Below are 24,821 nucleotides of genomic sequence, written 5' to 3'. Positions count from 1 at the left end.
TGAAGGGAATTTATTAAAGCCCTGCCGAACAATACTCTGTTCCTCACTGACTGAACACAACCACTCGAGGACAGGAACATGGGCAACAAAATCGCGATCATCACCGGGGCCAGCCGTGGCCTGGGCAAGAGCACAGCCCTGCACCTTGCCAGACAGGGTATCGATATCATTGGCACGTACCGCAGCCGTGAAGACGAAGCGCGAAGCGTTGTTGCCGAGATCGAGGCGTTGGGCGGCAAGGCCAGGATGCTGCAACTGGACGTGGGCGACAGCAGTGGGTTCGAGGCCTTCGCCACACAGGTGGCGGCACTGCTCAAGGCTCACTTCAACACTGAACGTTTTGACTTTCTGGTGAACAACGCGGGTATTGGCCTGTACGCCAGCTGTGCCGACACCACCGAGTCGCAGTTCGATCAACTGATGAACGTGCATTTTAAAGGGCCGTTCTTTCTGACCCAGAAACTCCTGCCGCTGATTGCCGACGGCGGTCGCATCGTTAACCTGTCGTCCGGTCTGGCGCGCTTCTCGCCCATCGGCTACGCCGCCTACGCCTCGATGAAAGGCGCGATTGAAGTCTGGACGCGTTATCTGGCCAACGAGCTGGGTCCCCGTGGCATCACGGTGAATGCGTTGGCGCCTGGCGCCATCGAAACCGATTTCGGTGGCGGCACCGTGCGTGACAACAAGGACGTGAATGACTGGGTGGCCGCGAACACCGCGATGAAACGGGCCGGGTTGCCCGATGACATTGGTGCGGCGATTGCGATGCTGCTCAGTGACGGCGGACGCTGGATCACCGCGCAACGCATCGAGGCGTCTGGCGGGATGTTTGTTTGAGCTGACAGCCCTGCCTTCACGCGTGGGTACGGCTGAGGACTACCCGTTGATGTAATAGATGCACAACGACAAGGTCACCAGTGAGGCCAGGGTCGAGATCAGGATCGTGCCGGACACCACCGACGCCTCGCGTTTGTAGTACTCGGCCAGCATGAAGGGGCCGGTGCCCGTGGGCAACGCGCTGAGCAAGAGCGCAGCGTTTGCCCACAACGGTGGCAGGTGGAAAACGTGAAACGCCAGGAACCAGGTCAACAGTGGATGGGCAATCAGTTTCACCCCTACCAACAGGCTCGTGCCATGGCGCGGGCCTTGTTGTTTGTGGGCCAGAAACAGCCCGAGGGAAATCAGCGCACACGGGGTCGTCGCCGCGCCCAACAGGCTGAGGAACTTGTCCAGCGCCCCGGGCAACGGTAGGCCGGTCGACGCCCAGCAAGCGCCGAGAATCGGCGACACCACCAGCGGATTCTTCGCCAGTGCCTTCAGCACTTTGAGGACGATTCGATGCACCCGTGCTTCACTTTGCAAGCCGATCTCGATGCACACCAGCGCAATCCCGAACAGCACGCAGACCACCAGCAGCGAGGCGATCAAGGCCGGTTCGAGGCCGTCTTGCCCGAGCACCATGACGCACAGCGGGATGCCGATATAACCGGTGTTGGCGTAGGAAGCGCTCAGTGCGTCAATGCTGGCGTCTGCAAAATGCCCGGCTTTCTTGCGCCGGATCAGCAGGGTAATGACGAACATCACCATCGTCGAAAGGGTGAACACCACGACGAATCCGGGGTGCCAGATTTGTTCCCATGTGGCCGTTGCGGTCGCCGTAAACAACAAGGCGGGCAGACATAACCACACCACCATCCGGTTGATTTCGGATGCGGCAGTCGGGCCGAGACGGTTGGTGCGACGGCAGAGATAACCGACCAGAATCAAGGCGAAGATCGGCAACAGGACATTTAAAACGGATGACATCGGATCTCGGCCCCAGGTGTTTGACTGCAACACGTTGAAACAAGCGGCCAAGAGTAAAGTCGGAAATCGTTAGCGTCCAACCTTTCTTGCGCGCCGGGCATTGGGTTCATGGGCGTCGAGCCCTGATCCAGAGCGGTCGGTGGGAGTAGCGGGAGGGGCGCCCGAGCGATTTCGGGCGCTGAAGGGGCTTATTTCTTGACGGGGGTGATGTCGGTGATCTGGCCGTTGGTGGTTTGCACTTCGACGTACTTGTCGTTGATGCGCACCCATTGGCTTTGTTTAGCGGGCTCTTTAAGACCTTTGGCCTTCCAGTCCTTGATGGCGGCGCCAGGGCGCTGGAATTTTTCCGGTGCGCGGTCCCCTTTTTCGAGATCGCGAAGGTTGTCTTTGGAGGATTGAACAGTCTGCGCAGGTGCCTCTTCGGCCTGCAAGGCGAAACTGGCAAGCGAAACGCAGCCCAGAATCGTCAGCCCGGCGATGAGCGATTTGTTTTTCATTCGAAGCTCCTTATCCAGTGCGTAATGCGCTGTTCACTAGCTCCGACCCTGTCAGGCGTGAATCATTCCATGATTTACACCGGTGTCGCAGGCACACATAAACCTGTGGGCGCGAATTCATTCGCGAAACGGTGGTGCATTTGGCCCGTCTTTCTCGCCTGCACGCTCCCACGAATGACTTCGCCCCACAGGTCAAGTGTCAGCTCTTTAAAGCTGCAGCCACGCTGACGGCCAGTGGCGTCGTGGGCCGGCCGATCAACTTGCTCAACTGGTGCCCCTCGTCGAACAACGCGCCCTGGGCCGCGGCCGCATCGGAGTTCGCCAGCAACTCAGCCACGAACGCCGGCAAACCGGCCTGCAGCAGCGCCGCTTTATATGCCGCTTCCGGCAGATCGGTGTAGACCACGGGTTTTCCCGTCTGACGACTCACTTCGGCCGCGAACTCCGTGAGGCTGTAAGACGCGTCCCCCGCGAGTTCATAGACACGGCCTGCCTGATCGTCACTGGACGTCAAAACCGCCACCGCTGCATCGGCGTAGTCGGCGCGCGCCGCCGAACTGATGCGACCGTCACCGGCACTGCCGAAATGCGCGCCATGGGCCAGGTCTCCCGCAATCCCGGCGGTGTAATTCTCGTGATACCAACCGTTGCGCAGTAACACGCCCGGGACGCCAGAGGCGGCGAGCGCCACTTCGGTCTGTCGATGGTCTTCGGCCAATCCCAACAGCGACGTGTCGGCATGCAGCACGCTGGTGTAGGCGAGCAGTTCAACCCCGGCGCGCTTCGCCGCGTCGATCACGGACTGGTGTTGAGCGGCGCGCTGACCGACTTCGCTGGACGAAATCAACAGAATCTTTTTCGCGCCGGCGAACGCGCCATCGAGTGTGGAGGGTTGCGAATAATCGGCCTGGCGAACATGCACGCCTTTGGCTGCCAGATCGGCCACTTTTTCAGGACTGCGCACGGCGGCGACGATCCCTGACGCAGGGATTTTTTGCAGCAGTCGATCAATAACCAGACGGCCAAGCTGACCCGATGCACCGGTGATGACAATCATGATGATTTCCTTGAAGACAATGAATGTGCGTTCAGCATAGGCTTCATGCTAACCTTTAGTAAGTACGTACAAAAAGGTAAGTGTCATGAACGATATTTCCGGCCCGTCGGCGGAAAATGTTTCGCTGCTCGAGCGCATTCGCATGGGCGAAATCCTGGCGCGCGATTGCCCTTCGCGGGAAATCCTCAACCATGTCTGCAGCCGTTGGGGGGTGTTGGTGTTGGTGGTGTTACTGGACGGCACGCACCGCTTCAGTGAATTGCGGCGCAAGATCGGCGGGGTCAGCGAGAAAATGCTCTCGCAAACCCTGCAGAGCCTCGAACAGGACGGGTTCCTCGATCGCAAGGCGTTGCCGGTGGTCCCGCCTCACGTCGAATACAGCCTGACGCCGCTCGGCGAAGAAGTGGCCATGCAGGTGAACGGGCTGACCACGTGGATTGAGCAAAACCTGCCGCGCATCATGGACGCACGGCAGACTCGCAAGACGACGGCTGAAGACTCATAACGTTGCAGCGAGATCGACGGCCGCCGTTGTGGCGGTCTGGCGCGATTCGGCGTCGACCTCGGGGCCCAGCAAGGTTTTCTCGATGACCACGTTGTACTGTTCGTCGATGCCTACCATTTCGCTCCAGGTCGTCAGGTACGCGATCTGATGTTCGGCGCGGTCCAGTGGCGCACCGCGCGCCGCGATCACGACGACCTTGCGACCATCGAGCAAGCCATTCAGACCGCGCTCGTCGAACGTGAACAGCAGGTCTTTCTGGCTGACCACATCGATCAGGTGCTTGAGCTTGTAAGGAACGCCGAAATTCCACATGGGCACGGCGAACAGGATGATGTCGGCCTTGATGAAGCGCTGGGCAAGCTCGGTGATCTGATCCCAGGCCTGTGTCTGTTCAGGGGGGCGTTCGACACCCATTATCCCGGCGTATTTTGCATCCAGTGCCGCGCCGTCGAACTCCGGGAGCGGCGTGTTCCAGACGTCCAGCGTGTCCACCGTGGCGATGGTGTGCCGGGCTTTCCAGGCCTCGATGAACGCGGTGGCCACTTCGATCGAGGCGGAGCGCTGCTTGCGCGGTGAGCTTTCGATGTACAGCAGATGGGGCATGGCGGGTGTCCTTCCACGTGATGTAAGTGGGAGCATCAGTGATAGCAGAAGAATGCGTCGCGTGCCCCGTCCGAAAGCGGTGTTCCCGAAATACGGGGACCCGCACGCATGGCCTTATAAAATCACCTCGTCCCTATACGGTAAGTCCGGTCCCTCGCGGGTGCAGGTGACCGCCGCGGCCGCCACGGCAAAGTCCAGCATCTGCGTCAGCGTTTGCCGATCCAGCGAAGACAGGCTGGCCGGGGTATCGAGCCCGCGTTCGGTGAGGAACGTGATCAATGCAGCCTGGAAGGTATCGCCAGCCCCGACGGTGTCGGCGGTTTTCACTTCACGGGCCGGGACCGACCAGGTGCCCAGTTCGCGAGTGAAAATGCTGGCGCCCTGACGACCCCGGGTCATGATCACCAGTTGGCAATTGTGCTTTAGCCAGCCCATGGCGACCGTTTCGGCGTCTGAATCGGGGTACAGCAGGTGCAGGTCCTCATCGCTGACCTTGATGAGGTGCGCGTGCTCGGCGAATTTCGCCACCTGACCGCGCCACAGGTCGATGCTCGGCGCCGGGTTCAGGCGCACATTGGGATCGAAGGTGATCAGGCGTTTGCCGCTCTCGCGTTGCACCAGCGTCAGCAACGCATCGGCGACCGGCTGCACCACCAGCGAAAACGAGCCGACATGCAGCCCGCGGACGCTGTCGTCCAGCGCGGGCAGTTGCTCCACGGTCAGCAGCCGGTCGGCGCAGCCTTCGCCGCGGAAGCTGTACTGCGGCGAACCATCGGTTCCGACAGCGACCATCGACAGGGTAGTGGGGGCGTCGAAGTGAACGAGGAAGTCGTCACGCACGCCTTCTTCTTCAAGCACCGTCGCCAGACGCTTGCCCAGATAGTCGGTGGACAGACCGGCAAAGAAACCGGCTTCCACGCCCAGGCGGCGAAGGCCTACGGCAACGTTGAACGGTGAACCGCCCGCGACGGCCTGGTAGCCGATGCGATTACGCTTGCCATCGACGTCCGGCTGACTGAAAAAGTCGAACAGTGCTTCGCCACAAACCAGATACATAGGGGCTCCATAAAGGGCGTGGGTTAAACGCCCTGCAATTGATTGCGGTAGTGCTGATAGACCTGTTGATACGCCGCCACATGCTCGGCCACCGGTCGGGTCTCGCTGTCGGGATCGACGCTGACGCAACGTTCACTCAGGGCCTGCAGGGACTCGCCGGCGCCCCGGGCGTGCGAATAGCACCACGCCGCCTGTATCGCTGCGCCCAGCGCCGCGGCCTCGGCGCCGGTGGTGCAGATCACCGGGGTGTCCATAATGTCGGCGACAATCTGGCGCCAGATCGCGCTTTTTGCCCCGCCGCCAATCAGGCGGATGTTAGCGCTTTTGATGCCGCTGTCACGCAGCAAGTCCAGACCGTAGCGCAGCCCGAACGTCGTACCCTCGACCACCGCGCGGCACAGGTTGGCCTGATTCAGGTTGGTGCTGTCCAGCCCCAGAATGCTGCCGGTGGCGTGGGGTAGGGCGGGCACGCGCTCGCCATTGAGGAAGGGCAGCATCAGCACACCCTGGGCGCCGATGGGCGAGGAGGCGATCGCGGCATTGAACGCACCGATGTCCAGGGCAAACAGCTCGCGGATGGCACTGGTGGCATTGGTCAGGTTCATGGTGCAGATCAGCGGCAACCAGCCGCCGGACGAGGAACAGAACGTCGCCACCGACGGTTGGGCGCTGACGTTGGCTTCGTCGGCAAAAGCATACACGGTGCCGGAGGAACCCAGGCTCATGGTGATCGAGCCCGGTGCGATGTTGCCGGTGCCGATGGCGCCCATCATGTTGTCGCCGCCGCCACTGGAAACGATGGCGTTGGGGTTGATGCCCAGGCGCTCAGCGATCGCCGGCAGAATCTTGCCAACGGCTTCATGGGCATCCAGCAACTGAGGCAAGGCCTTGACCAAACGGCCTGTCGAGTCGATGTGCTGCAGGATGTCGAGGTCCCATTCGCGGGTACGGACGTTGAAATAGCCCGTCCCCGAAGCGTCGCCGAACTCGCTGCAGCAGCGCCCGGTCAGCCAGTAATTCAGGAAGTCGTGAGGCAGCAGGATCTTGTCAATACGCGCGAACAGGTCGGGGAACTGCTCCTTGGTCCAGAGCAGCTTGGACACGGTGTAGCCCGGCGCGATGGCAATGCCCAGGCGCTCCAGTGAGCCGGCTTCGCCGCCCAAATAGTCGAGCAGACGGTCGTTTTCCGGAGCGGACTCGGTGTCGCACCAGAGTTTGGCCGGGCGCAACACATGGCCCAGTTCGTCGATCATCACCAGCCCGTGTTGCTGCCCGGACACGCCGATGGCCTGAATCTCGGCACCGGAAATACCAGCCTGCGCCAGCGCGGCGGCGGTGGCCTGCTCGAAGGCGTTGAGCCATTCCTGCACATCCTGCTCGCGGCGTCCGTTGGCACCGCTGATCATGTGATGCGCGCCCGAGCCTTCGCCCAGGACCTTGCCGCTGACGGCATCAAGGACAATGGCCTTGGTGCCTTGGGTGCCGCAATCGATGCCAAGAAACATGTTCACCTCTTTACCCAGCGCTCAGATTTACCTGTCAGCTCAGACGGTTTTCGCCAACAGGTTTTCCAGGGTTTTGCTGACGCCCAATTGCTTCAGGCTGTTCAGGTTGTGTTCGAACGATGCCACGAATTCGGCGGATTTCGGAATCGCCGCGCCGAAGATTTCTTCGACTTCCAGCAGGCGCTGAGTGACCAGCACGTCATCGGCCACCAGCGCCTTGCAGAAATCGGCACGTGGGTCGACGACCTTGTAATCGACGCCGTTCTCACCCTTGAAGTCGCCGTTTTTATTGCCTTGCAGGTACAAGGCCCAGGCCGCGACCACCAGCGAAGCACGGTCCATGTTGCCGCCGTCGACGATCAGACGGTTGATGGTCGGCACGGTGAATTTGGGAAACTTCGACGAGCCGTCGGAGCACACACGCTCCAGTTGGTCGGCAATGGCCTGATTGGAGAAGCGGTCGATCAGCGTCTGCTTGTAGTCGGTCAGGTCGATGCCCGGAACCGGCGCCAGTTGCGGGGTGACGTCCAGGTCCATGTAGGTGCGGATGTAGTCGACGAACAACGGATCGTTCATGGTTTCGTGAACGAAACGGTAGCCCTTCAACGCGCCCAGGTAGGTCAGGGCGAGGTGGCTGCCGTTGAGCAGCTTGATCTTCATTTCTTCGTAAGGCGTGACGTCGTCGGTGAACTGCACGCCGACTTTCTCCCAGGCCGGACGACCGTTGACGAATTTGTCTTCCAGCACCCATTGCACGAACGGTTCGCAGACAACCGGCCAGGCGTCATCGATGCCTTTTTCGTCGTGCAGCTGCAGGCGGTGCGCCGTGCTGGTCATCGGTGTGATGCGGTCGACCATGGCGTTGGGGAAGCTGACGTGTTCGGCGATCCAGTCGTGCAACTCGGCATCGCGCTCCTTGGCAAAGGCGAGCAGCGCCTTGCGGGTCACCGCGCCGTTGTGCGGCAGGTTATCGCAGGACATCAGCGTGAACGCCGGAGTGCCTTCGGCGCGGCGTTTGGCCAGTGCGGCGCACAGGTAACCGAACACGGTCTTCGGTGTGGCCGGGTGCTGCAGGTCATGCTGGATCTGCGGCAGGTGGCTCATGAACTCGCCGGTGCTGTCGTCGATGCAGTAACCGCCTTCGGTGATGGTCAAGGAGACGATGCGGATCTCCGGGCTGGCGAGCTTGTCGATCAGCGCCAGGTCATTGTCGGTGGACATCAGCATTTGGCTCATGGAGCCGATGATGCGGGTTTCGGTGTCCGGGGTATCACCCAGTTCGAACAGCGTGAACAGAAAGTCCTGGCTCTTCAGGGCTTCGAAATTGGCGCGGTCTTCCTCGCGCAGACTGACGCCACAGATGGCCCAGTCCAGGCCTTCACCGCTCTTGTCCTGCGCACCGAGAGACATGAGGGCGTCGGTATAGAACGCCTGATGCGCACGATGGAAACCACCCACACCGATGTGGGCGATGCCCTGACGACGGTCTTCAAGGGCGTAGGCGGGCACCGCAATGCCAGCACCCAGGTTAGAAAGATTCTGCTTGTTCAGTTTCATGACTACGGTCTCGGATTCTTGAGGGGCGTCGGCTCAGGCGGCGGCTTGCAGGGCCTTGCGAATGACCTGGCCCTGTGCGTCGAACAGGTGGCAATGGGTGCTGTCCAGGTGCAGGTTCAGTGTTTCGCCGTACTGGCTGGCAAGGTCGCCGCGGATGCGCATGGTCAGGGCTTCACCGGAGTTCGTGCGCACGTGGCAATAGGTGTCGCTGCCCAGCCGTTCGCTGACGTCGGCCACCACCTGGAGCTGGCAATCGCCTTCTTTGGCGAGTTCCAGGTGTTCCGGGCGAATGCCCAATGTCACCGCATCGCCGACGCTCTGTTGTGCGTTGGTGAACGGCAGGCTGATGGTGGCGCCCGCGTCCAGGGTCACGTCGCAGCCGGTGCTGCTGACGCGGCTGACCTTGCCTTTGAGAAAGCCCATCTTCGGTGTGCCGAGGAAGCCGGCGACGAACAGGTTGGCCGGGTGATGGTACAGCTCCAGAGGCGAACCCACCTGTTCCACGCGCCCGCCGTTGAGCACGACCACCTTGTCGGCCAGGGTCATGGCTTCGACCTGATCGTGGGTCACGTAGATCATGGTCGCTTCGAGCTCTTTGTGCAGTCGCGACAGTTCCAGACGGGTCTGCACGCGCAGCGCCGCGTCGAGGTTGGAGAGCGGTTCGTCGAACAGGAAGATTTTCGGGTTACGCACGATGGCGCGGCCGATGGCCACGCGTTGACGCTGACCGCCGGAGAGTTGCTTGGGCTTGCGCTCAAGCAAGGGGCCCAGTTCCAGAATGCGCGCGGCCTCGGCGACTTTCTTCTCGACCTCGGCTTTCGGCGTGCCCGCCAGGTCCAGGGCGAAAGACAGGTTCTTGCCCACGGTCATGTGCGGATACAACGCATAGGTCTGGAACACCATCGCCAGGTCACGCTTGGCGGGGGTGACCTGAGTGATCTCGCGGCCATCGAGTTCGATGCTGCCGCTGGTCACGTCTTCGAGGCCGGCGATCAGGCGCAACAGCGTTGATTTACCGCAGCCGGACGGACCGACGAAGACCACGAATTCACGGTCTTTGACGTCCAGGTCGATGCCTTTGATGATCTGGTGGCCATCGAAGCCTTTTTGCAGATTTCTGATTGTCAGGTTAGCCATGTGGGGCTCCAGTCTTATTCTTCAAATACATCACAAAGGGTACTGAACAGGATCGTTCCCACGCTTCGCGTGGGCATGCATCCATCGACGCTCTGCGTCAGCGACTGGACGCAAAGCGTGGGAACCATCGTGTTCTCGATCATTTCACGGCACCGAACGACAGGCCGCGCACCAACTGTTTCTGACTGATCCAGCCGAAGATCAGGATCGGCGCACAGGCCAGTGTCGACACCGCTGACAACTTGGCCCAGAACAGCCCTTCAGGGCTTGAGTACGAAGCGATCAAGGCGGTCAGTGGCGCGGCGTTGGACGAGGTCAGGTTCAAGGACCAGAATGCTTCGTTCCAGCACAGGATCAACGACAACAGTGCCGTGGAAGCCAGGCCGCCTTTGCAGATCGGGATCAACACCTTGAAGATTTCCTGGCGGGTGGTCGCGCCATCCAGTCGGGAAGCCTCGAGAATTTCGCCGGGAATGTCCTTGAAGTAGGTGTAAATCATCCAGACCACGATCGGCAGGTTGATCAGGGTGTAGATCACGATCAACGCGATGCGCGAGTCGAGCAGGCCGAATGTCTTGGCCAGCAGGTAGATCGGCATCAACACGCCGACCGGCGGCAGCATTTTGGTGGACAGCATCCACAGCAACGTGCTCTTGGTCCGTTTGGTTTCAAAGAACGCCATGGAATACGCGGCTGGCACCGCGATCAGCAGGCACAGGATCGTGGCGCTGAAGGAAATCAGGATCGAGTTCCAGGCAAAGTGGAAGTAATCGCTGCGTTCCTGAATGTGCAGGTAATTTTCCAGCGTCGGCGTGAAGATGAACTGTGGCGGCGTGGCGAACGCGTCGATCTCGGTCTTGAAGCTGGTCAGTACCATCCAGAAGATCGGGAAGAAAATCAGCGCAGCGATCACCCACGACAAGGTGCCGAGCAGCACGCTTTGCAGGCGACGGGATTGTTTGAGCGTCATCATGACCTTGCCCTCAAGACTTGTCGGTGAGGTTTTTGCCGATCATCCGGATCAGGATGATGGCGGCAATATTGGCGATGACCACGGCAATCAAGCCGCCTGCCGATGCCATGCCCACGTCGAATTGCAACAGCGCCTGGTTGTAGATCAGGTACGCAAGGTTGGTTGAAGCGAAGCCTGGGCCGCCGTTGGTGGTGGTGAAGATTTCCGCGAACACCGACAGCAGGAAGATGGTTTCGATCATCACCACCACGGCGATGGGGCGCGCCAGGTGTGGCAGGGTCAGGTGCCAGAAGATCGCGATGGGACCCGCACCGTCCAGGCGCGCGGCTTCTTTCTGTTCCTGGTCAAGGGACTGCATGGCGGTCATCAGGATCAGGATGGCGAACGGCAGCCACTGCCAGGAGACGATGATGATGATCGATAGCATCGGGTAATTGGCCAGCCAATCCACGGGCTGCGCCCCGAACAGCTTCCAGACCGAGGCGAGAATGCCGGAAACCGGGTGAAAAATCAGGTTCTTCCAGATCAGCGCGCTCACCGTGGGCATGATGAAGAACGGCGAGATCAGCAATACGCGCACGATGCCGCGGCCCAGAAACTCGCTGGCCTCCAGCAACGCCGAGATCAATACGCCGAGGATCACGCTGATGGCCAGAACGCTGCCGACCAGCAACAGGGTGTTCATGGCGCCGGGTAAAAACCCTGCGTCGGTGACGAAAAATTCGAAGTTCTCGAGCCCGACGAATTCGTTTTCGCCCGGGTTCAGCAAGTTGTAGCGAATCAGCGAGAAGTAGATGGTCATGCCCAGCGGGACGATCATCCAGACCAGCAGCAACAGCACCGAGGGACTGACCAGAAACCAGCCAGGTTTGGTGACGCTGCCCTTGGCGTGGGACGTTTCATCGGCCGCGGCCGTACGAGGGGGAATGGTTGACGTGTTCATGATGACTCCGAACCGGGACGAAAGCGTGAGCGTGGCAGCAGCGACAGGGCGCCAACTGCTGCCTTGAAGCGACGTGCGTTATCCCTTTTTCGGGTAACCGGCTCGCTTCATTTCACGTTCGGTCACGCTTTGCGCATTGGTCAGTGCCTGGTCGACGGAAGAGGTGCCTACCAGCGCCGCAGAGAACTGCTGGCCCACGGAGGTACCGATCGACTGGAACTCGGGAATGGTCACCAACTGGATGCCGACGTAGGGCACAGGCTTGAGGGTCGGTGCTTTGGGCGTCACGGCCTTGAGCGATTCCAGGGTGATGTTGGCGAACGGCGCCGCTTGCTTGTACGCATCGGTATAGGTCGACGCGCGCGTGCCTGGCGGCACATTGGAGACGCCGTCTTTCTCGGCCACCAACGCGGCGTATTCTTTGGATGTCGCCCACTCGGTGAAGGCGCGCGCATCCTTGTCGTTCTTGGCACTGGTCGGTATGGCCAGGGCCCACGAGTACAACCACGCCGACCCTTTGTCGGTCACTTCGTGAGGCGCATAGGTGAAGCCTACGCTGTCGGCCACCTTGCTCTGCGACTTGTCGGTCACAAACGAGCCGGCGACGCTGGCGTCCACCCAGATGGCGCATTTGCCACTGTTGAACAGCGCCAGGTTTTCGTTGAAGCCGTTGCTCGAGGCGCCGGGAGGGCCGTCTTTCTTCATCACGTTGGTGTAGAACGTCAGCGCGTTTTTCCACTCAGGCTGATCGAACTGCGGTTTCCACTGTTCGTCGAACCAGCGCGCACCGAAGGCGTTGGCCACGGTGGTGATCAGCGCCATGTTCTCACCCCAGCCCGCCTTGCCGCGCAGGCAGATGCCGTACTGTTCTTTCGATTTGTCGGTGAGTTTGTCAGCGAATTCGGCAATCTGGGTCCAGGTGGGACGTTCCGGCATGGTCAGGCCGGCGGCCTTGAACAGGTCTTTGCGGTAGTAGGTGATCGAACTCTCGGCGTAGAACGGCAGGGCATAGAGTTTGCCGTCGACCGACAGGCCGTCGCGCACTGAGGGAAACACGTCATCCAGAGCGTAGGACGCAGGCAGGTTGTCCATTTCCTTCAACCAACCCTTGGCGCCCCAGAGTGAGGCTTCGTACATGCCGATGGTCAGCACGTCGAACTGACCGCCCTTGGTGGCGATGTCGGTGGTCAGACGTTGGCGCAGCACGTTCTCTTCGAGCACGACCCACTTGAGCTTGATGTCGGGATGCTGTTCTTCGAAGGTTTTCGACAGCCGCTGCATGCGGATCATGTCGCTGTTGTTGACGGTGGCGATGGTCACGTCGCCCGCTTCAGCCAGGGTGGCCAGGGTTGAGAGTGTCAGACAGGTGCCAGCCAGCAGAACTTTTGCAGAGGTCTTCATTTATCACTCCTCTTCTGTGTCCCGAGGGACGGCAGAAGCTCGGTTATTGTTTTTGTTCCTTCCGGAGACATGGAAGAAGGTCAGTTGATTACAACGGTCTGCACGGACATTGACAAATCCTGCGACACACTTGAACTGATACTTTTTTGCACTGGTCGTTCAAACGGCGACACGCCGAAACGGCGTTCCGGCAGGCTCCGGCGCAGTTCCAGCGTAGTAGAAGGAGGCGGCAAGCGAGTGAATCAGTACAGGTTTTGCTCTGTCAGACGTTGCACGGCGAGGCGCCGATAGTGCGAGGGCGTCATCCCTTTGAGCTTCTGAAAGCGCCGGTTGAAGTTGGAAATATTGTTGAAACCGGACTCGAAACACACATCGGTCACCGGTTTCTCGCCGTCGGCCAGCAGTTCGCAGGACTTGCTGATGCGCAGGCGATTGACGAACTCGACGAACGTCCGCCCTGTGGCCTGCTTGAAGACTCGGGAGAAATAGGTGGGCTTCATTCCCAGGTGGTCGGCGACCTCTTCGAGGGTCAGTTCCCGCGCATAGTGGGTGAAGATGTAATCGACCGCCTTGTTCGTGCGCTCGACCGCGTGATCGTCAGACAGCTGCGAAGCCGTGGTGCCTGACAGCAACTGAAAGTCGTCGCTGGCGGCGAGCAGTTCGAGCAGGATGAAGAAGTGGCCCAGGCGGGTCATCCCGGAGGAGTCGGCGATCTTCTGCATCAGCTTCATCGCCTGACGGATCGTGCGTTTGCAGCGAAACTCGATACCGTACTGCGCACGTTCCAGCAGCGGCGCCAGGGTCTTGAGCTCAGCGAAGACCTGATTACCGCTTTCCAGCAGTTCCTCGGTGAAGTTCACCAGCATGTCCCGCTTGGCAACGACCTCGTCTTCCCCGACCTGGCTGATCCAGTTATGCGGCAGGTTGGGTCCTGTCAGAAACAGCGTGCCGGGATAGAAGTTGCCGATGTAATCCCCGACGAACACCTTGCCGGAGCTGGCCACGATCAGGTGCAGCTCGTACTCCTTGTGGAAATGCCAGCGCACCAGCGGGCAGGGAAAGCCATGTTCGCGGTAGATGATCGACAGGCCGTTGTGGTCGTCCATCAACTCGTAGGAAGGGTCAGTGCCTTTTGTTGTTTTGGTCATGCTGCTGCCGTGATTCTGGGAAGAGCCTGGGCTTAATGTGCACTAATTGAGCGTCGGTTACATCTGGTCTGACAAAAATGGCCAAGCTCAAGGGTTGGCAAACTTTCAGTGTGTACTATACACATCAGTCAATTAAGGGATAGGCTGATGCGTAGCAGGGAGATGATCAAGAGGATCGAGGCGGATGGCTGGTTTCTGGTTGAGGTACGTGGCAGTCACTCTCAATACAAGCACCCTTCCAAGAAAGGGCGCGTGACAGTCCCACACCCCAAGGACGACCTGCCCAAAGGGACAGTGCACAACATCATGAAACAGGCTGGCCTCAAATGAATACCTGGGGCCCCGCGCGAATCAAAAGGAATCGAACATGAAACTACCGGTGGTTCTGCACAAGGATCCCGATTCGGTGTATGGCGTAACCATCCCCGACATACCGGGTTGTTTTTCCGCTGGTGCGACGGTCGCCCAGGCACTGGATAACACCAAGGAAGCATTAGCCTTGCATTTCGAAGGGCTGGTCGCCGATGGCGACCCGTTGCCCGAAGCGAAAGACATCGATGCGCACATGGCCAACCCTGATTATGAGGGGGGTGTGTGGGCCGTCATCGAAATCGACGTGACGCCTTATTTCGGTAAGGCGGTTCGCTTCAACGCAACGTTGCCGGAGTTTTTGCTTGAACGGATCGACGCGCGCGTCAGAAGTGATCAACGCTACAGTTCCCGTTCGGGGTTTCTGGCAACGGCGGCACTGCGAGAGTTGCATGAGTAGGTCGTCGAACCCTCAAAAAGGACGCTCATGAAAAAAATCCTCGTCATCGGCATCGGCGCGGGCAATCCGGACCACATCACGGTTCAGGCCATCAAGGCGCTGAACCGCGCGAAGGTGTTTTTCATTCTCGACAAGGGATACGCCAACGACGATCTGTTGCGGCTGCGCCGGGAGATGTGCGAGCAGTACATTGAGGGTGATGATTACCGGCTGGTTCAGGTGCGTGACCCTGCGCGCGAAGCGGATCCGCTGTCCTACCGCAATGGCATCGAGCAGTGGCACGAGCAGCGTGCGGCGCTGTTCGAGCAGTTGATCGCCGATGAAGTCGGGGAAGACGAAACTGGCGGGTTTCTGGTCTGGGGCGATCCGGCGTTGTACGACAGTACGCTGCGGATTCTTGAGCACGTGCTGACGCGAGGCCGACAGGTGTTCGACTACGAAGTCATCCCGGGCATCACCAGTGTCCAGGCCCTGGCGGCGCAACACCGTGTGGCGTTGAACCGTATCGGTGAGCCCGTCCAGATCACCACGGGTCGGCGTCTGGCCCGTCAGCAAGGCGCCGATCTCGACAATGTGGTGGTGATGCTGGATGCACAGACCGCCTTCGACCGGTTCGTCGACCAGGACTTGCACATCTATTGGGGCGCTTATCTGGGGACGCCGGATGAAATCCTGATAGCCGGTCCGCTGCGGGAGGTCTGCGAGCAGATCAAGCGCACGCGCAACGCCGCGCGAGCGGCGAAGGGCTGGATCATGGACACCTATCTGCTGCGCCGCAGACTGGAGTGAACGGGTGCGAAACGCCTGATACTCAGACGTTTTTGTTTTTCGCCTCGATCCACTGCGCCATGTATTGCGTGCTCTTGTGCTGGTGATGACGAAGCATCGCGCCCGTGAAGTTGGCCGTCCGGTGAGACTGCAGATCGTCCCGCAGGTGTTCGATGCGCTCAATCAGTGAGGCCGCGTGGTGCTCATGCGCGAAGCGCTGATGCAACAACGCCCCGCCTGCGCGTTGGGCCTGCTCCCATAGCGCCTGATCCGTATACAGGCGCACGGCGGCGTCGGCGATCCCTCGGGCATCGTTGGCGATCGCGCCTGGAAACGGCAGATCGCCATGCATGGCTTCCGCACCTATCGAGGTGGTGACGGTCGGGGTCCCACAGATCATGGCGTCGATCACCTTGCCCTTGATACCCGCGCCGAAGCGCAGCGGGGCCAGGGACACGCGAGCCCGGGACATCACCTCCCATGCGTCTTCAGCCCGGTTCATGATGTGAAAGCCTTGAGCGGGGTTATGCAGCGCGGTGGCTTTGGGTGGGGTGTAGGCGCCATAAATGTGCAACTGCGCGGTCGGCAACTGCTGACGAATCAACGGCCAGAGGGTGTGTTTCAGCCAAAACACCGCATCCCAGTTCGGCGCGTGGCGAAAATTGCCGATGCACAGGAAGGACGCACGCTCTTCGAAGCCTCTGGTGCTGTCCGGTCGGTCGCGAACCATCAACGGACACCAATGAAGCAAAGGGGCGGGTACCTTGAAGTGAGTCGTCAGAAAATCAATTTCGACGTCGGATACCACAAGGTTCAGATCACTGCGATAGAACGAAGCCAATTCACGCTGCGCCAGGTCCGTCACCGACATGCGCTGGAAAAGGGTGGCATCGGGCGCGCAGAACAGCTCGCCAAAATCGGTGCGTTCGCCATCTTGCTTCAACAGGTGCTTGAGCATCTGGTGCCGGGTGTGGCGCATGCTTTGCAGGTCGCACGTTTCCAGCACCCGCACGGCACTGGGGCAGTGCTTCTCGACGCGCCAACCAAACTGCTCTTCCATCAAAAATTGATCGAACAGCACGACATCCGGCTGCAATTCACTGACAAAGTGGTCGAAGCTGCTGTCGTTCAGCTCGATCGCGACCTCCGTGATGCCCAGGCCTGCCAGGTCAGCCTTGTGTTCGCCCTCGCTGGCAGCACTGGCGAATGTGATTTGCCAACCCTGTTCGAGAAAGCAGTCGATCAACTGCATGACGTGACCGCTGGCGGCCGACGACCGAGGTTCCGGCCACACGTAGCCGATGATCAGGACATGGGTCTGGCGAGCACTTGAAGGGTGTTCAATCGCCAAGGATGCTTTTCACTTTGTCGCGCAGCTGGTCGATGGAAAACGGTTTGCCGATCATGTGCATGCCCGGCGGCACATCAATATTTTCGGCGTAACCGCTGGCAAACAGAATCGGCAGGGCGGGGCGCAGTTCGGCAGCTCGTCTGGCCAGCGCGGTGCCGTCCATGTCTGGTAACCCTTTGTCGGTCATCATCAGGTTGATCGTCTCGTCCAGGTTTTGCAGAAAGGCCAAGGCTTCTGAACCGTCGGCTGCTTCGAGCACGCGGTACTCGAGTTCTTCGAGAACGTCGACGATCAGCATCCGGACGATGCTGTCGTCTTCAACCACCAGAATCGTGCTGGCTGGGTCGGGCATGTAGATTTTTCCTTGGAAATGACAGGGGCCGGATCAAACCTGCAGCGCATGATCGGCGAAAAAACGACGTATTGATTGACCCGGTAATTGTGACAACTTCCACGCATCAGCGACACAATTCAAATGGGTGTGATGGCTTTAAGTAATCACTCAAACGTATAGTGCGCCACGTTTTGTCTTACAGCTAAAGTCAGAAAATTCAATCTTGTATGTCAGATGCTGGAGTTTTTTGCTGAAGTTTACGGCAAACTCCGTCGTTTAGACGAATTCGCCCGGGGCCTTTGCGATGATCCAACCCTCTGCAGTCGATGAGCAACGTTTCCGCAAACTGCTAAGCCGCAACGTCAGTTTGCCCTTGGCAGTCGGGGTTCTTAGCGGTGCTTTTTTCGTTGTACTGATCACGTATTTGCTGTCAGCCATTCAGTGGGTCGAGCACACGGACCGTGTCATCAACAACATCAACCGTTCTTTAAAGTTGTCGGTGGACATGGAAACCGGTATGCGCGGGTTCCTGTTGACCGGGGATGAGCGTTTTCTGGACCCCTACGAAGTCGCCAAACCCAGCATCATCGCCGAGCTCAAAGGCCTGGAAGAGCTGGTGGCGGATAACCCCGATCAAGTCGACCGCTTCAAGCGGCTGGCGGCGATGCAAGAATCGTGGAATCAGTTTGCTCAGGACATGATTTCCCTGCGCCGTAACAACGGCGACTACGCAACGCCGATTCTGAACCGCCGGGGCAAGCGGCTGACCGACGAGATTCGCGATCAGTACGATCAGGCGGCGAACATCGAGCATCAACTGCGTTTGACGCGTAATACCGAGGTGACCCACACCACGATCATCTCCGTTTCGCTGTACATCGCGTTCATCTTGATTGTCAGCGGTATTCTGGCCTGGGTCGGTCGTCGTGACATGACCGCACTGTCCAGCACCTATGCCGCCAATCTTAAGGCCCAACAGGAAGACGCCGAGCGTCTGGCCCACGTTGCGTGGCTGCGCAACGGTCAGAGCGATCTCGCCGAACAAGTGATCGGGCAACTGACTCTCAATCTTCTGGGGCGCAATGTCCTGCAGTTCTTTGCTCAACACCTGGGCGCCGTGGTGTCTGCGGTTTACGTGCGTCAGGAGCACGGCGGTCTGGTGCGTGTCGCCTCCTATGGCTTTTCGCGGCAACAGGAACTGCAGGAACAATTGATCTCCAACGGCGAAGGCGTGGTAGGCAAAGCCGCCGATCAGGATCAAGTCATTGTGCTGGAAGACGTGCCGCAGGATTACTTCAAGGTCACCTCGGGACTGGGCGACGGTTCCCCGCGCAGCGTGGTGGTGGTGCCGACCCGCAACGACGATCAGGTCAACGGGGTGGTTGAACTGGGCTTTCTGCGAGAACTGACCACGCGTGACGTCGAGTTCCTTGAACTGGTGGCCGAAAATATCGGGGCCTCCATCGAAGCAGCGCGCTATCGTCAGCGTCTTCAGGAAGTGCTGGCGGAGACCCAGCAACTCAACGAAGAGCTGCAAGTGCAACAGGAAGAGCTGCGCACCGCCAATGAGGAGCTCGAAGAACAGTCCCGGATTCTCAAGGAGTCCCAGGTACACCTTGAAACGCAGCAAGCGGAGCTTGAGCAAACCAACGAGCAATTGGCCGAGCAAGGCAAGGCGCTGGCAGAGCAGCGCGACGCGCTGGACCGCAATAACGAAGAGCTGAGCGTTGCCCAGATCGAACTCGAAGCGCGCGCCGACGAACTTCAGCGTTCGAGCAAGTACAAGTCCGAATTCCTCGCGAACATGTCGCACGAGTTGCGCACGCCGCTGAACAGCTCGTTGATCCTCGCCAAGCTGTTGGCCGAGAACCCGCAAGAGAACCTGACCGAAGAGCAGGTCAAGTTTGCCGAATCGATTTATTCGGCGGGCAACGACCTGCTGAACCTGATCAACGATATCCTCGACATCTCCAAGGTCGAGGCGGGCAAGCTGGACGTGCGCCCGGAAAACAGCAGCGTCAGTCGTCTGGTCGATGGTTTGCGCATGACCTTCGAACCGTTGGCGGCCGACAAACACCTGCAGTTCTCGGTGGAAGTGCAGCCGGGCGCACCGGTGTCGCTGTACACCGATCGGCAACGTCTGGAGCAGATCCTCAAGAATCTGCTGTCCAACGCAGTCAAATTCACTGAGGCGGGCGCGGTCAGCCTGACCGTGTCGCGTCAGCCGGGCGAGGGTATCGCCTTCACCGTGCGCGACTCCGGTATCGGGATTGCAGAAGATCAGCAGGAAAGCATTTTCGAAGCGTTCCGTCAGGCGGACGGCACCACCAACCGTCGCTATGGCGGCACGGGCCTGGGCTTGTCGATTTCCCGTGATTTGGCCAGGTTGCTGGGCGGCTCGATCTCGGTCACGAGCGCACCCGGTCAGGGCAGTATCTTCACCCTGGTATTGCCTGAGGAATATGTGGAGCATACGGTTGGCCCCGATGCCGAGGCGCCACCCGCCGCTGTTCAGTCGACACCCAAGCCTGCACCGGTTACGCCCGCTCCGGTCCCTGTGCCGGCCAGCCAACCCATTCCCCAGTTTGCCGACGACCGCGACAAGGCTCCGTTCAACAATCGCTGCATTCTGGTGATCGAGGATGAGGTACGTTTTGCCCACATTCTCTACGACCTGGCGCATGAGCTGGGGTACAACTGCCTGGTCGCGCATGGCGCGGACGAAGGGTTCGATCTGGCGTCGAGCTTCTTGCCGGATGCCATCCTTCTCGACATGCGCCTGCCGGACCATTCCGGCCTGACCGTGTTGCAGCGTCTGAAAGAGATGCCGAGCACCCGGCACATTCCGGTGCATGTCATCTCCGTCGAAGACCGTCAGGAAGCCGCGTTGCAGATGGGCGCCATCGGCTATGCCGTCAAACCGACCACGCGCGAAGAGCTCAAGGACGTGTTCGCGCGTCTGGAAGCCAAGCTGACCCAGAAGGTCAAGCGCGTGCTGCTGGTCGAGGACGATGCGCTGCAGCGTGACAGCATCGCGCGCCTGATTGGCGACGACGACATCGAGATCACTGCGGTCGGTTTCGCTCAGGACGCGCTGGAACTGCTGCGCGACAATGCCTATGACTGCATGATCATCGACCTGAAACTGCCTGACATGCTCGGCAATGACCTGCTTAAACGCATGTCCACCGACGAGATCTGTGCGTTCCCGCCGGTCATCGTTTATACCGGCCGTAACCTGACCCGCGATGAAGAAGCCGAGCTGCTCAAATACTCGCGCACGATCATTATCAAAGGGGCGCGCTCACCCGAGCGTCTGCTCGATGAAGTCACCTTGTTCCTGCACAAGGTCGAATCGCAACTCTCGAACGAGCGGCAGAAAATGCTCAAGACCGCGCGCAGCCGCGACCGTGTGTTCGAGGGCCGCAAGATCCTGGTGGTCGACGACGACGTGCGCAACATTTTTGCCCTGACCAGCGCGCTGGAACATAAAGGCGCCATCGTCGAAGTCGGGCGAAACGGCCTGGAAGCGATCGAGAAGCTCAACACGGTTGAGGACATCGATCTGGTATTGATGGACGTGATGATGCCGGAGATGGACGGTTACGAAGCCACCGCCGAGATACGCAAAGACCCGCGCTGGCGCAAGCTGCCGATCATTGCCGTCACCGCCAAGGCCATGAAGGACGATCAGGACCGCTGCATGCAGGCCGGATCGAATGACTACCTGGCCAAGCCAATCGACCTGGATCGTCTGTTCTCGCTGATTCGCGTGTGGCTGCCCAAAATGGAACGTATCTGAATGGATCGGATCAATTGACCACGACCGTAGAAAGACCAGGTTTTACTGATGCCCCATGAGCGAAATGCCGACATCGAATTGCGCTTGCTGATCGAGGCGATCTACCTGAAGTACAGCTACGACTTCCGCGATTACTCGGGGGCGTCGGTAAAGCGACGCGTCGCCCATGCGTTGCGCCAGTTTGACTTGAAGACCATCTCCGCTTTGCAGGAACGCGTGCTGCACGATCCTTCGGCGTTCATGCAGCTGCTGCAGTTCCTGACGATACCCGTCAGTGAGATGTTCCGTGACCCGACGCACTTCCTGAAGATTCGTCAGGAAGTCGTACCGCTGCTCAAGACTTACCCCTCGCTGAAGATCTGGATCGCTGGATGCAGCACGGGGGAAGAGGTCTACTCGATGGCCATTCTGTTGCGAGAAGAAGGGCTGCTGGAGCGCACGATCATTTACGCGACCGACATCAACCCGACCTCTCTGGAAAAAGCCAAGCAGGGCATCTTCTCCATGGAGAGCATGCGCGCCTACAACGAGAACTACCTCAAGGCAGGCGGCAAACGGTTGTTTTCCGAGTACTACACGGCCGCTTACGATCATGCGATTTTCGACAAGACACTGCGGGAAAATGTAACCTTCGCCGACCATAGCCTGGCGACCGACAGTGTGTTCTCCGAGACCCAACTGATCTCGTGCCGCAATGTGCTGATCTATTTCAACAAGAAGTTGCAGGACCGGGCGTTCGGTTTGTTTCATGAGTCGTTGTGTCACCGCGGATTTCTAGTGCTTGGCAGCAAAGAAACGCTGGAATTTTCCGGCTATAAGGATCACTTCGAGCCCTTGGTCAAACAAGAGCGGATCTACCGAAAATCATGAGAACGTCGTTTCCGGGCACGACCCCGGATCACGCTGCGTTGCCTAAGGTCGAGGCCATCGTCGTCGGCGCGTCCGCTGGCGGCGTCGAAGCGTTGCTGAAGATTTTTCGTCCGTTGCGCAAGGGGTTCGGACTGCCGATCATTGCGGTGCTGCATCTTCCGGACGAGCGCCGCAGTCTGCTCGCGGAAGTGTTCAGCGCGCAGTTGGCGATACCGGTCAAGGAGGCGGACGATAAAGAGCCCATCGTTCCCGGTACGCTATACTTCGCGGCGCCTGGGTATCACCTCTCCGTGGAAGCGGATTTCACGCTGTCCTTCAGCCAGGAAGAACGGGTGTGCCACTCGCGCCCCAGCGTCGATTTTCTCTTTGAGTCCGCCGCCGATGCCTACGATGGGAGGCTCGCCGCCGTGTTATTGACCGGTGCCAACAGCGACGGTGCCCGGGGGATGGCACGAATCAAAGAATACGGTGGTCTTACCGTGGTCCAGGACCCGGCCCTGGCGTTGGCGCGTACCATGCCCGACGCAGCGCTGGCCCTGCACACACCAGACTTTCTCCTGCCTTTGCCCGACATTGGTCTGTTGCTTGTCGAGCTGGAACGAATTGCATGCTGAGTGAAATCAAAGCCAAGTTGCTGATCGTCGACGATCTGCCGGAAAACCTGCTCGCGCTCGAAGCGTTGATCAAACGTGAAGACCGCCAGGTGTACAAGGCGCTGTCGGCCGACGAGGCGCTGTCGCTGTTGCTGGAGCACGAGTTCGCCATGGCGATTCTCGATGTGCAGATGCCGGGCATGAATGGCTTCGAGCTTGCCGAAATGATGCGCGGTACCGAGAAGACCAAGAACATTCCGATCGTGTTCGTCAGCGCCGCCGGGCGCGAGCTCAACTATGCCTTCAAGGGCTACGAAAGCGGCGCGGTCGACTTCCTGCACAAACCGCTGGATATCCACGCGGTGAAGAGCAAGGTCAACGTGTTCGTCGATCTGTACCGCCAACGCAAGGCGATGAAACAGCAAGTCGAGGCGCTGGAACGCAGCCGTCAGGAGCAGGAAGCGCTACTGCGTGAGCTCAAGTCGACTCAGAACGAACTCGAACACGCAATTCGCATGCGCGACGACTTCATGTCGATCGTTTCCCACGAAGTGCGCACGCCGCTGAACGGTTTGATCCTTGAAACCCAACTGCGCAAGCTGCACCTGGCCAAAGACAATGCGTCGGCGTTCACCATGGACAAGCTCAAGGCAATGGTCGATCGCGACGAGCGACAGATCCAGAGCCTGATCCGTCTGATCGAAGACATGCTCGATGTGTCGCGCATCCGCACCGGCAAGCTTTCCATCCGTACCAGCCCGTTTGACTTGTCTGAGCTGGTGGTCAATCTGGTGGAGAGCTACGCCGCGCAGATTGCCGCGGCCGAGAGCGTCGTCACCTTGCAGGCCAGCGAGCCGGTGATCGGGGTATGGGACGAATTCCGTATCGAACAGGTGGTCGCGAACCTGTTAACGAATGCGTTGCGTTACGGTGCTCATAAACCCATCGAAGTACGGGTGTACAGCGAGGGCAATGAGGCTCGTGTGGAAGTGCAGGACCAGGGGATCGGCATCAGCGCCGAGAACCAGAAACGCATTTTCCAGCAGTTCGAACGCGTGTCTGCCAGTCATGCGGTGTCGGGGCTCGGTCTGGGCCTGTTCATCTCTGACCAGATCGTGGCGGCGCACGGCGGCACGATCAGCGTGGAAAGCGAAGAGGGCAGTGGTTCGCTGTTTCGCGTCAGCTTGCCCCTCTAAAGGCATTTCTGGCCCGGCAGGCGCGGGCCAGAGCGGTGCGCAGCGTGTTTGCCGTCGTCAGTTTCAAGCACCCACGACCGTCAGGATAAATAACTGATTTATCTGCGCAACCTCCAGCGCGGGCCATGGTCGTAATGGCAGCTATTTACAAGATCGAAGGCGTTCCAATGAGCTCTGATGCAGAAAATGTCGTACTCATCGTCGAAGACGAGCCGCTGATTCTGATGCTGCTGTCCGACTACCTGTCGGGCGAAGGGTATCGGGTCTTGCAGGCGGAAAACGGCGAACAGGCATTTGAAATCCTCGCCACCAAACCTCACCTAGACCTGATGATCACCGATTATCGGCTGCCAGGTGGCGTTTCCGGGGTGATGATCGCCGAGCCCGCGGTCAAACTGCGGCCGGAGCTGAAGGTGATTTTCATCAGCGGCTATCCAGCCGAAATTGTCGAGTCCGGCAGCCCGATTGCCCGCAAGGCACCGATTCTGGCGAAACCGTTCACCATGGACACCCTGCACTCGCAGATCCAGCAGTTATTGAATTGAGAAAAACGCCCTCATTCCGGCGAGCCCTGTCCACCGACCTGCTGGCGAATATTCCAGGCCGGTGCACCCGCAGCGACTGAGCAGACGCCTTCGCCAGCAAGCCGGCTTGTATGTTTAGACTTGATGGGGTGGGAGGGACGGAAAGCCGAATCTGACTCTAGCCAGTACAGACCGTTGGGAGACTTCCAGCCCCGCCCTGTCACCTATAAGCGCCGATATGGAATGCATCGGCCTGGACCGACGATAGAAGCAAGCCAGCGCTTACGGTGAACCCCCAGCAAGCTCTTAAACCCTAGCTCGGAGGGTGTGACATGGCAATCCTTGATGCAGCGGCGATTGTGGGTGTCGATGTGGCGATGGCGGAACTTGTCACCGCTCAGCGTGGTGTTGATAAGACTCACTGTT

The 24,821-nt window shown here is 59.4% G+C and carries 24 protein-coding genes; 10 read left to right on the top strand and 14 right to left on the bottom strand.

Features of this window, described 5'->3' with window-relative positions; translation table 11 throughout:
• Positions 1-78: 78 nt before the first annotated feature.
• The gene (locus BMY73_RS20550; protein WP_092409316.1) at positions 79-837 is read left to right on the top strand and encodes an SDR family NAD(P)-dependent oxidoreductase; all 759 of its coding nucleotides are present in this window, start codon (positions 79-81) and stop codon (positions 835-837) included.
• A 39-nt stretch (positions 838-876) separates the two neighbouring features.
• Here BMY73_RS20550 and BMY73_RS20545 read toward each other — a convergent pair whose 3' ends face one another.
• The 3 genes from BMY73_RS20545 to BMY73_RS20535 all read right to left on the bottom strand — a co-directional run bounded on the left by BMY73_RS20545 (position 877) and on the right by BMY73_RS20535 (position 3,360).
• Positions 877-1,806, bottom strand: a complete 930-nt coding sequence (locus BMY73_RS20545; RefSeq protein WP_092409314.1) for an AEC family transporter — start codon at positions 1,804-1,806, stop codon at positions 877-879.
• Between the two features lie 188 nt (positions 1,807-1,994).
• On the bottom strand, positions 1,995-2,303 hold the full coding sequence (locus BMY73_RS20540) for an RcnB family protein (RefSeq protein ID WP_092409312.1): 309 nt from the start codon (positions 2,301-2,303) through the stop codon (positions 1,995-1,997).
• 199 nt (positions 2,304-2,502) lie between these two features.
• Positions 2,503-3,360, bottom strand: coding sequence for an SDR family oxidoreductase (locus tag BMY73_RS20535; RefSeq protein WP_092409310.1), 858 nt, complete (start codon positions 3,358-3,360; stop codon positions 2,503-2,505).
• 85 nt (positions 3,361-3,445) lie between these two features.
• On the opposite strand from BMY73_RS20535, the gene BMY73_RS20530 reads away from it, so the two are divergent.
• On the top strand, positions 3,446-3,865 hold the full coding sequence (locus BMY73_RS20530; protein WP_062381889.1) for a winged helix-turn-helix transcriptional regulator: 420 nt from the start codon (positions 3,446-3,448) through the stop codon (positions 3,863-3,865).
• Here BMY73_RS20530 and BMY73_RS20525 read toward each other — a convergent pair.
• From BMY73_RS20525 to BMY73_RS20485, 9 genes are all read right to left on the bottom strand, one after another.
• Positions 3,860-4,468, bottom strand: a complete 609-nt coding sequence (locus BMY73_RS20525) for an FMN-dependent NADH-azoreductase (RefSeq protein WP_092409308.1) — start codon at positions 4,466-4,468, stop codon at positions 3,860-3,862. The two genes, BMY73_RS20530 and BMY73_RS20525, sit on opposite strands and share 6 nt — an antisense overlap.
• Before the next feature lie 114 nt (positions 4,469-4,582).
• On the bottom strand, positions 4,583-5,524 hold the full coding sequence (locus BMY73_RS20520; RefSeq protein ID WP_092409306.1) for a carbohydrate kinase family protein: 942 nt from the start codon (positions 5,522-5,524) through the stop codon (positions 4,583-4,585).
• Between the two features lie 23 nt (positions 5,525-5,547).
• A complete protein-coding gene (xylB, locus tag BMY73_RS20515) occupies positions 5,548-7,029 on the bottom strand; it encodes a xylulokinase (protein ID WP_092409304.1) in 1,482 nt (493 codons plus the stop codon).
• Between the two features lie 39 nt (positions 7,030-7,068).
• Positions 7,069-8,586 (bottom strand): mannitol dehydrogenase family protein, encoded by a 1,518-nt coding sequence (locus BMY73_RS20510; RefSeq protein ID WP_062381885.1) that lies wholly within the window; start codon positions 8,584-8,586, stop codon positions 7,069-7,071.
• Between the two features lie 33 nt (positions 8,587-8,619).
• Entirely contained in the window at positions 8,620-9,723 is a 1,104-nt protein-coding gene (locus BMY73_RS20505; protein ID WP_062381884.1) for an ABC transporter ATP-binding protein, read from the bottom strand.
• A gap of 139 nt (positions 9,724-9,862) precedes the next feature.
• Complete coding sequence (locus BMY73_RS20500; RefSeq protein ID WP_062381883.1) at positions 9,863-10,696, bottom strand: carbohydrate ABC transporter permease; 834 nt, start codon at positions 10,694-10,696, stop codon at positions 9,863-9,865.
• A gap of 10 nt (positions 10,697-10,706) precedes the next feature.
• Positions 10,707-11,639, bottom strand: coding sequence for a carbohydrate ABC transporter permease (locus tag BMY73_RS20495; protein WP_092409302.1), 933 nt, complete (start codon positions 11,637-11,639; stop codon positions 10,707-10,709).
• Positions 11,640-11,717: 78 nt separating this feature from the next.
• Complete coding sequence (locus BMY73_RS20490; protein WP_062381881.1) at positions 11,718-13,040, bottom strand: ABC transporter substrate-binding protein; 1,323 nt, start codon at positions 13,038-13,040, stop codon at positions 11,718-11,720.
• A gap of 242 nt (positions 13,041-13,282) precedes the next feature.
• Complete coding sequence (locus BMY73_RS20485; RefSeq protein ID WP_092409300.1) at positions 13,283-14,188, bottom strand: AraC family transcriptional regulator; 906 nt, start codon at positions 14,186-14,188, stop codon at positions 13,283-13,285.
• Positions 14,189-14,335: 147 nt separating this feature from the next.
• Between BMY73_RS20485 and BMY73_RS20480 the strand changes: the two genes are divergently transcribed.
• From BMY73_RS20480 to cobF, 3 genes are read left to right on the top strand one after another with little or no spacing between them, the layout of a single operon-like run.
• Positions 14,336-14,518, top strand: a complete 183-nt coding sequence (locus BMY73_RS20480; protein WP_092409298.1) for a type II toxin-antitoxin system HicA family toxin — start codon at positions 14,336-14,338, stop codon at positions 14,516-14,518.
• Positions 14,519-14,555: 37 nt separating this feature from the next.
• Entirely contained in the window at positions 14,556-14,957 is a 402-nt protein-coding gene (locus tag BMY73_RS20475) for a type II toxin-antitoxin system HicB family antitoxin (protein WP_092409296.1), read from the top strand.
• 27 nt (positions 14,958-14,984) lie between these two features.
• Positions 14,985-15,746, top strand: coding sequence for a precorrin-6A synthase (deacetylating) (gene cobF / locus BMY73_RS20470; protein WP_092409294.1), 762 nt, complete (start codon positions 14,985-14,987; stop codon positions 15,744-15,746).
• 22 nt (positions 15,747-15,768) lie between these two features.
• Here cobF and BMY73_RS20465 read toward each other — a convergent pair whose 3' ends face one another.
• The gene (locus tag BMY73_RS20465; RefSeq protein ID WP_256571252.1) at positions 15,769-17,070 is read right to left on the bottom strand and encodes a glycosyltransferase; all 1,302 of its coding nucleotides are present in this window, start codon (positions 17,068-17,070) and stop codon (positions 15,769-15,771) included.
• Positions 17,066-17,428 (bottom strand): response regulator, encoded by a 363-nt coding sequence (locus BMY73_RS20460; RefSeq protein WP_062381876.1) that lies wholly within the window; start codon positions 17,426-17,428, stop codon positions 17,066-17,068. Before BMY73_RS20460 ends, BMY73_RS20465 begins: the two co-directional genes overlap by 5 nt.
• Before the next feature lie 286 nt (positions 17,429-17,714).
• Here BMY73_RS20460 and BMY73_RS20455 point away from each other — a divergent pair, with 286 nt between their 5' ends.
• From BMY73_RS20455 to BMY73_RS20435, 5 genes are all read left to right on the top strand, one after another.
• Entirely contained in the window at positions 17,715-21,212 is a 3,498-nt protein-coding gene (locus BMY73_RS20455; protein WP_092409292.1) for a response regulator, read from the top strand.
• A 48-nt stretch (positions 21,213-21,260) separates the two neighbouring features.
• Complete coding sequence (locus BMY73_RS20450) at positions 21,261-22,082, top strand: CheR family methyltransferase (RefSeq protein WP_092409290.1); 822 nt, start codon at positions 21,261-21,263, stop codon at positions 22,080-22,082.
• On the top strand, positions 22,079-22,696 hold the full coding sequence (locus BMY73_RS20445) for a chemotaxis protein CheB (protein ID WP_092409288.1): 618 nt from the start codon (positions 22,079-22,081) through the stop codon (positions 22,694-22,696). The genes BMY73_RS20450 and BMY73_RS20445 overlap by 4 nt, the downstream gene beginning before the upstream one ends.
• Entirely contained in the window at positions 22,690-23,871 is a 1,182-nt protein-coding gene (locus BMY73_RS20440; RefSeq protein ID WP_092409286.1) for a hybrid sensor histidine kinase/response regulator, read from the top strand. Before BMY73_RS20445 ends, BMY73_RS20440 begins: the two co-directional genes overlap by 7 nt.
• A gap of 167 nt (positions 23,872-24,038) precedes the next feature.
• Positions 24,039-24,416 (top strand): response regulator, encoded by a 378-nt coding sequence (locus tag BMY73_RS20435; RefSeq protein ID WP_062381871.1) that lies wholly within the window; start codon positions 24,039-24,041, stop codon positions 24,414-24,416.
• Positions 24,417-24,821 lie beyond the last annotated feature (405 nt).

The organism is Pseudomonas sp. NFACC02, from assembly GCF_900110765.1.
In the GTDB taxonomy this organism is placed as follows: Bacteria; Pseudomonadota; Gammaproteobacteria; order Pseudomonadales; family Pseudomonadaceae; genus Aquipseudomonas.
This window is presented reverse-complemented; position numbering and strand designations above follow the sequence as displayed.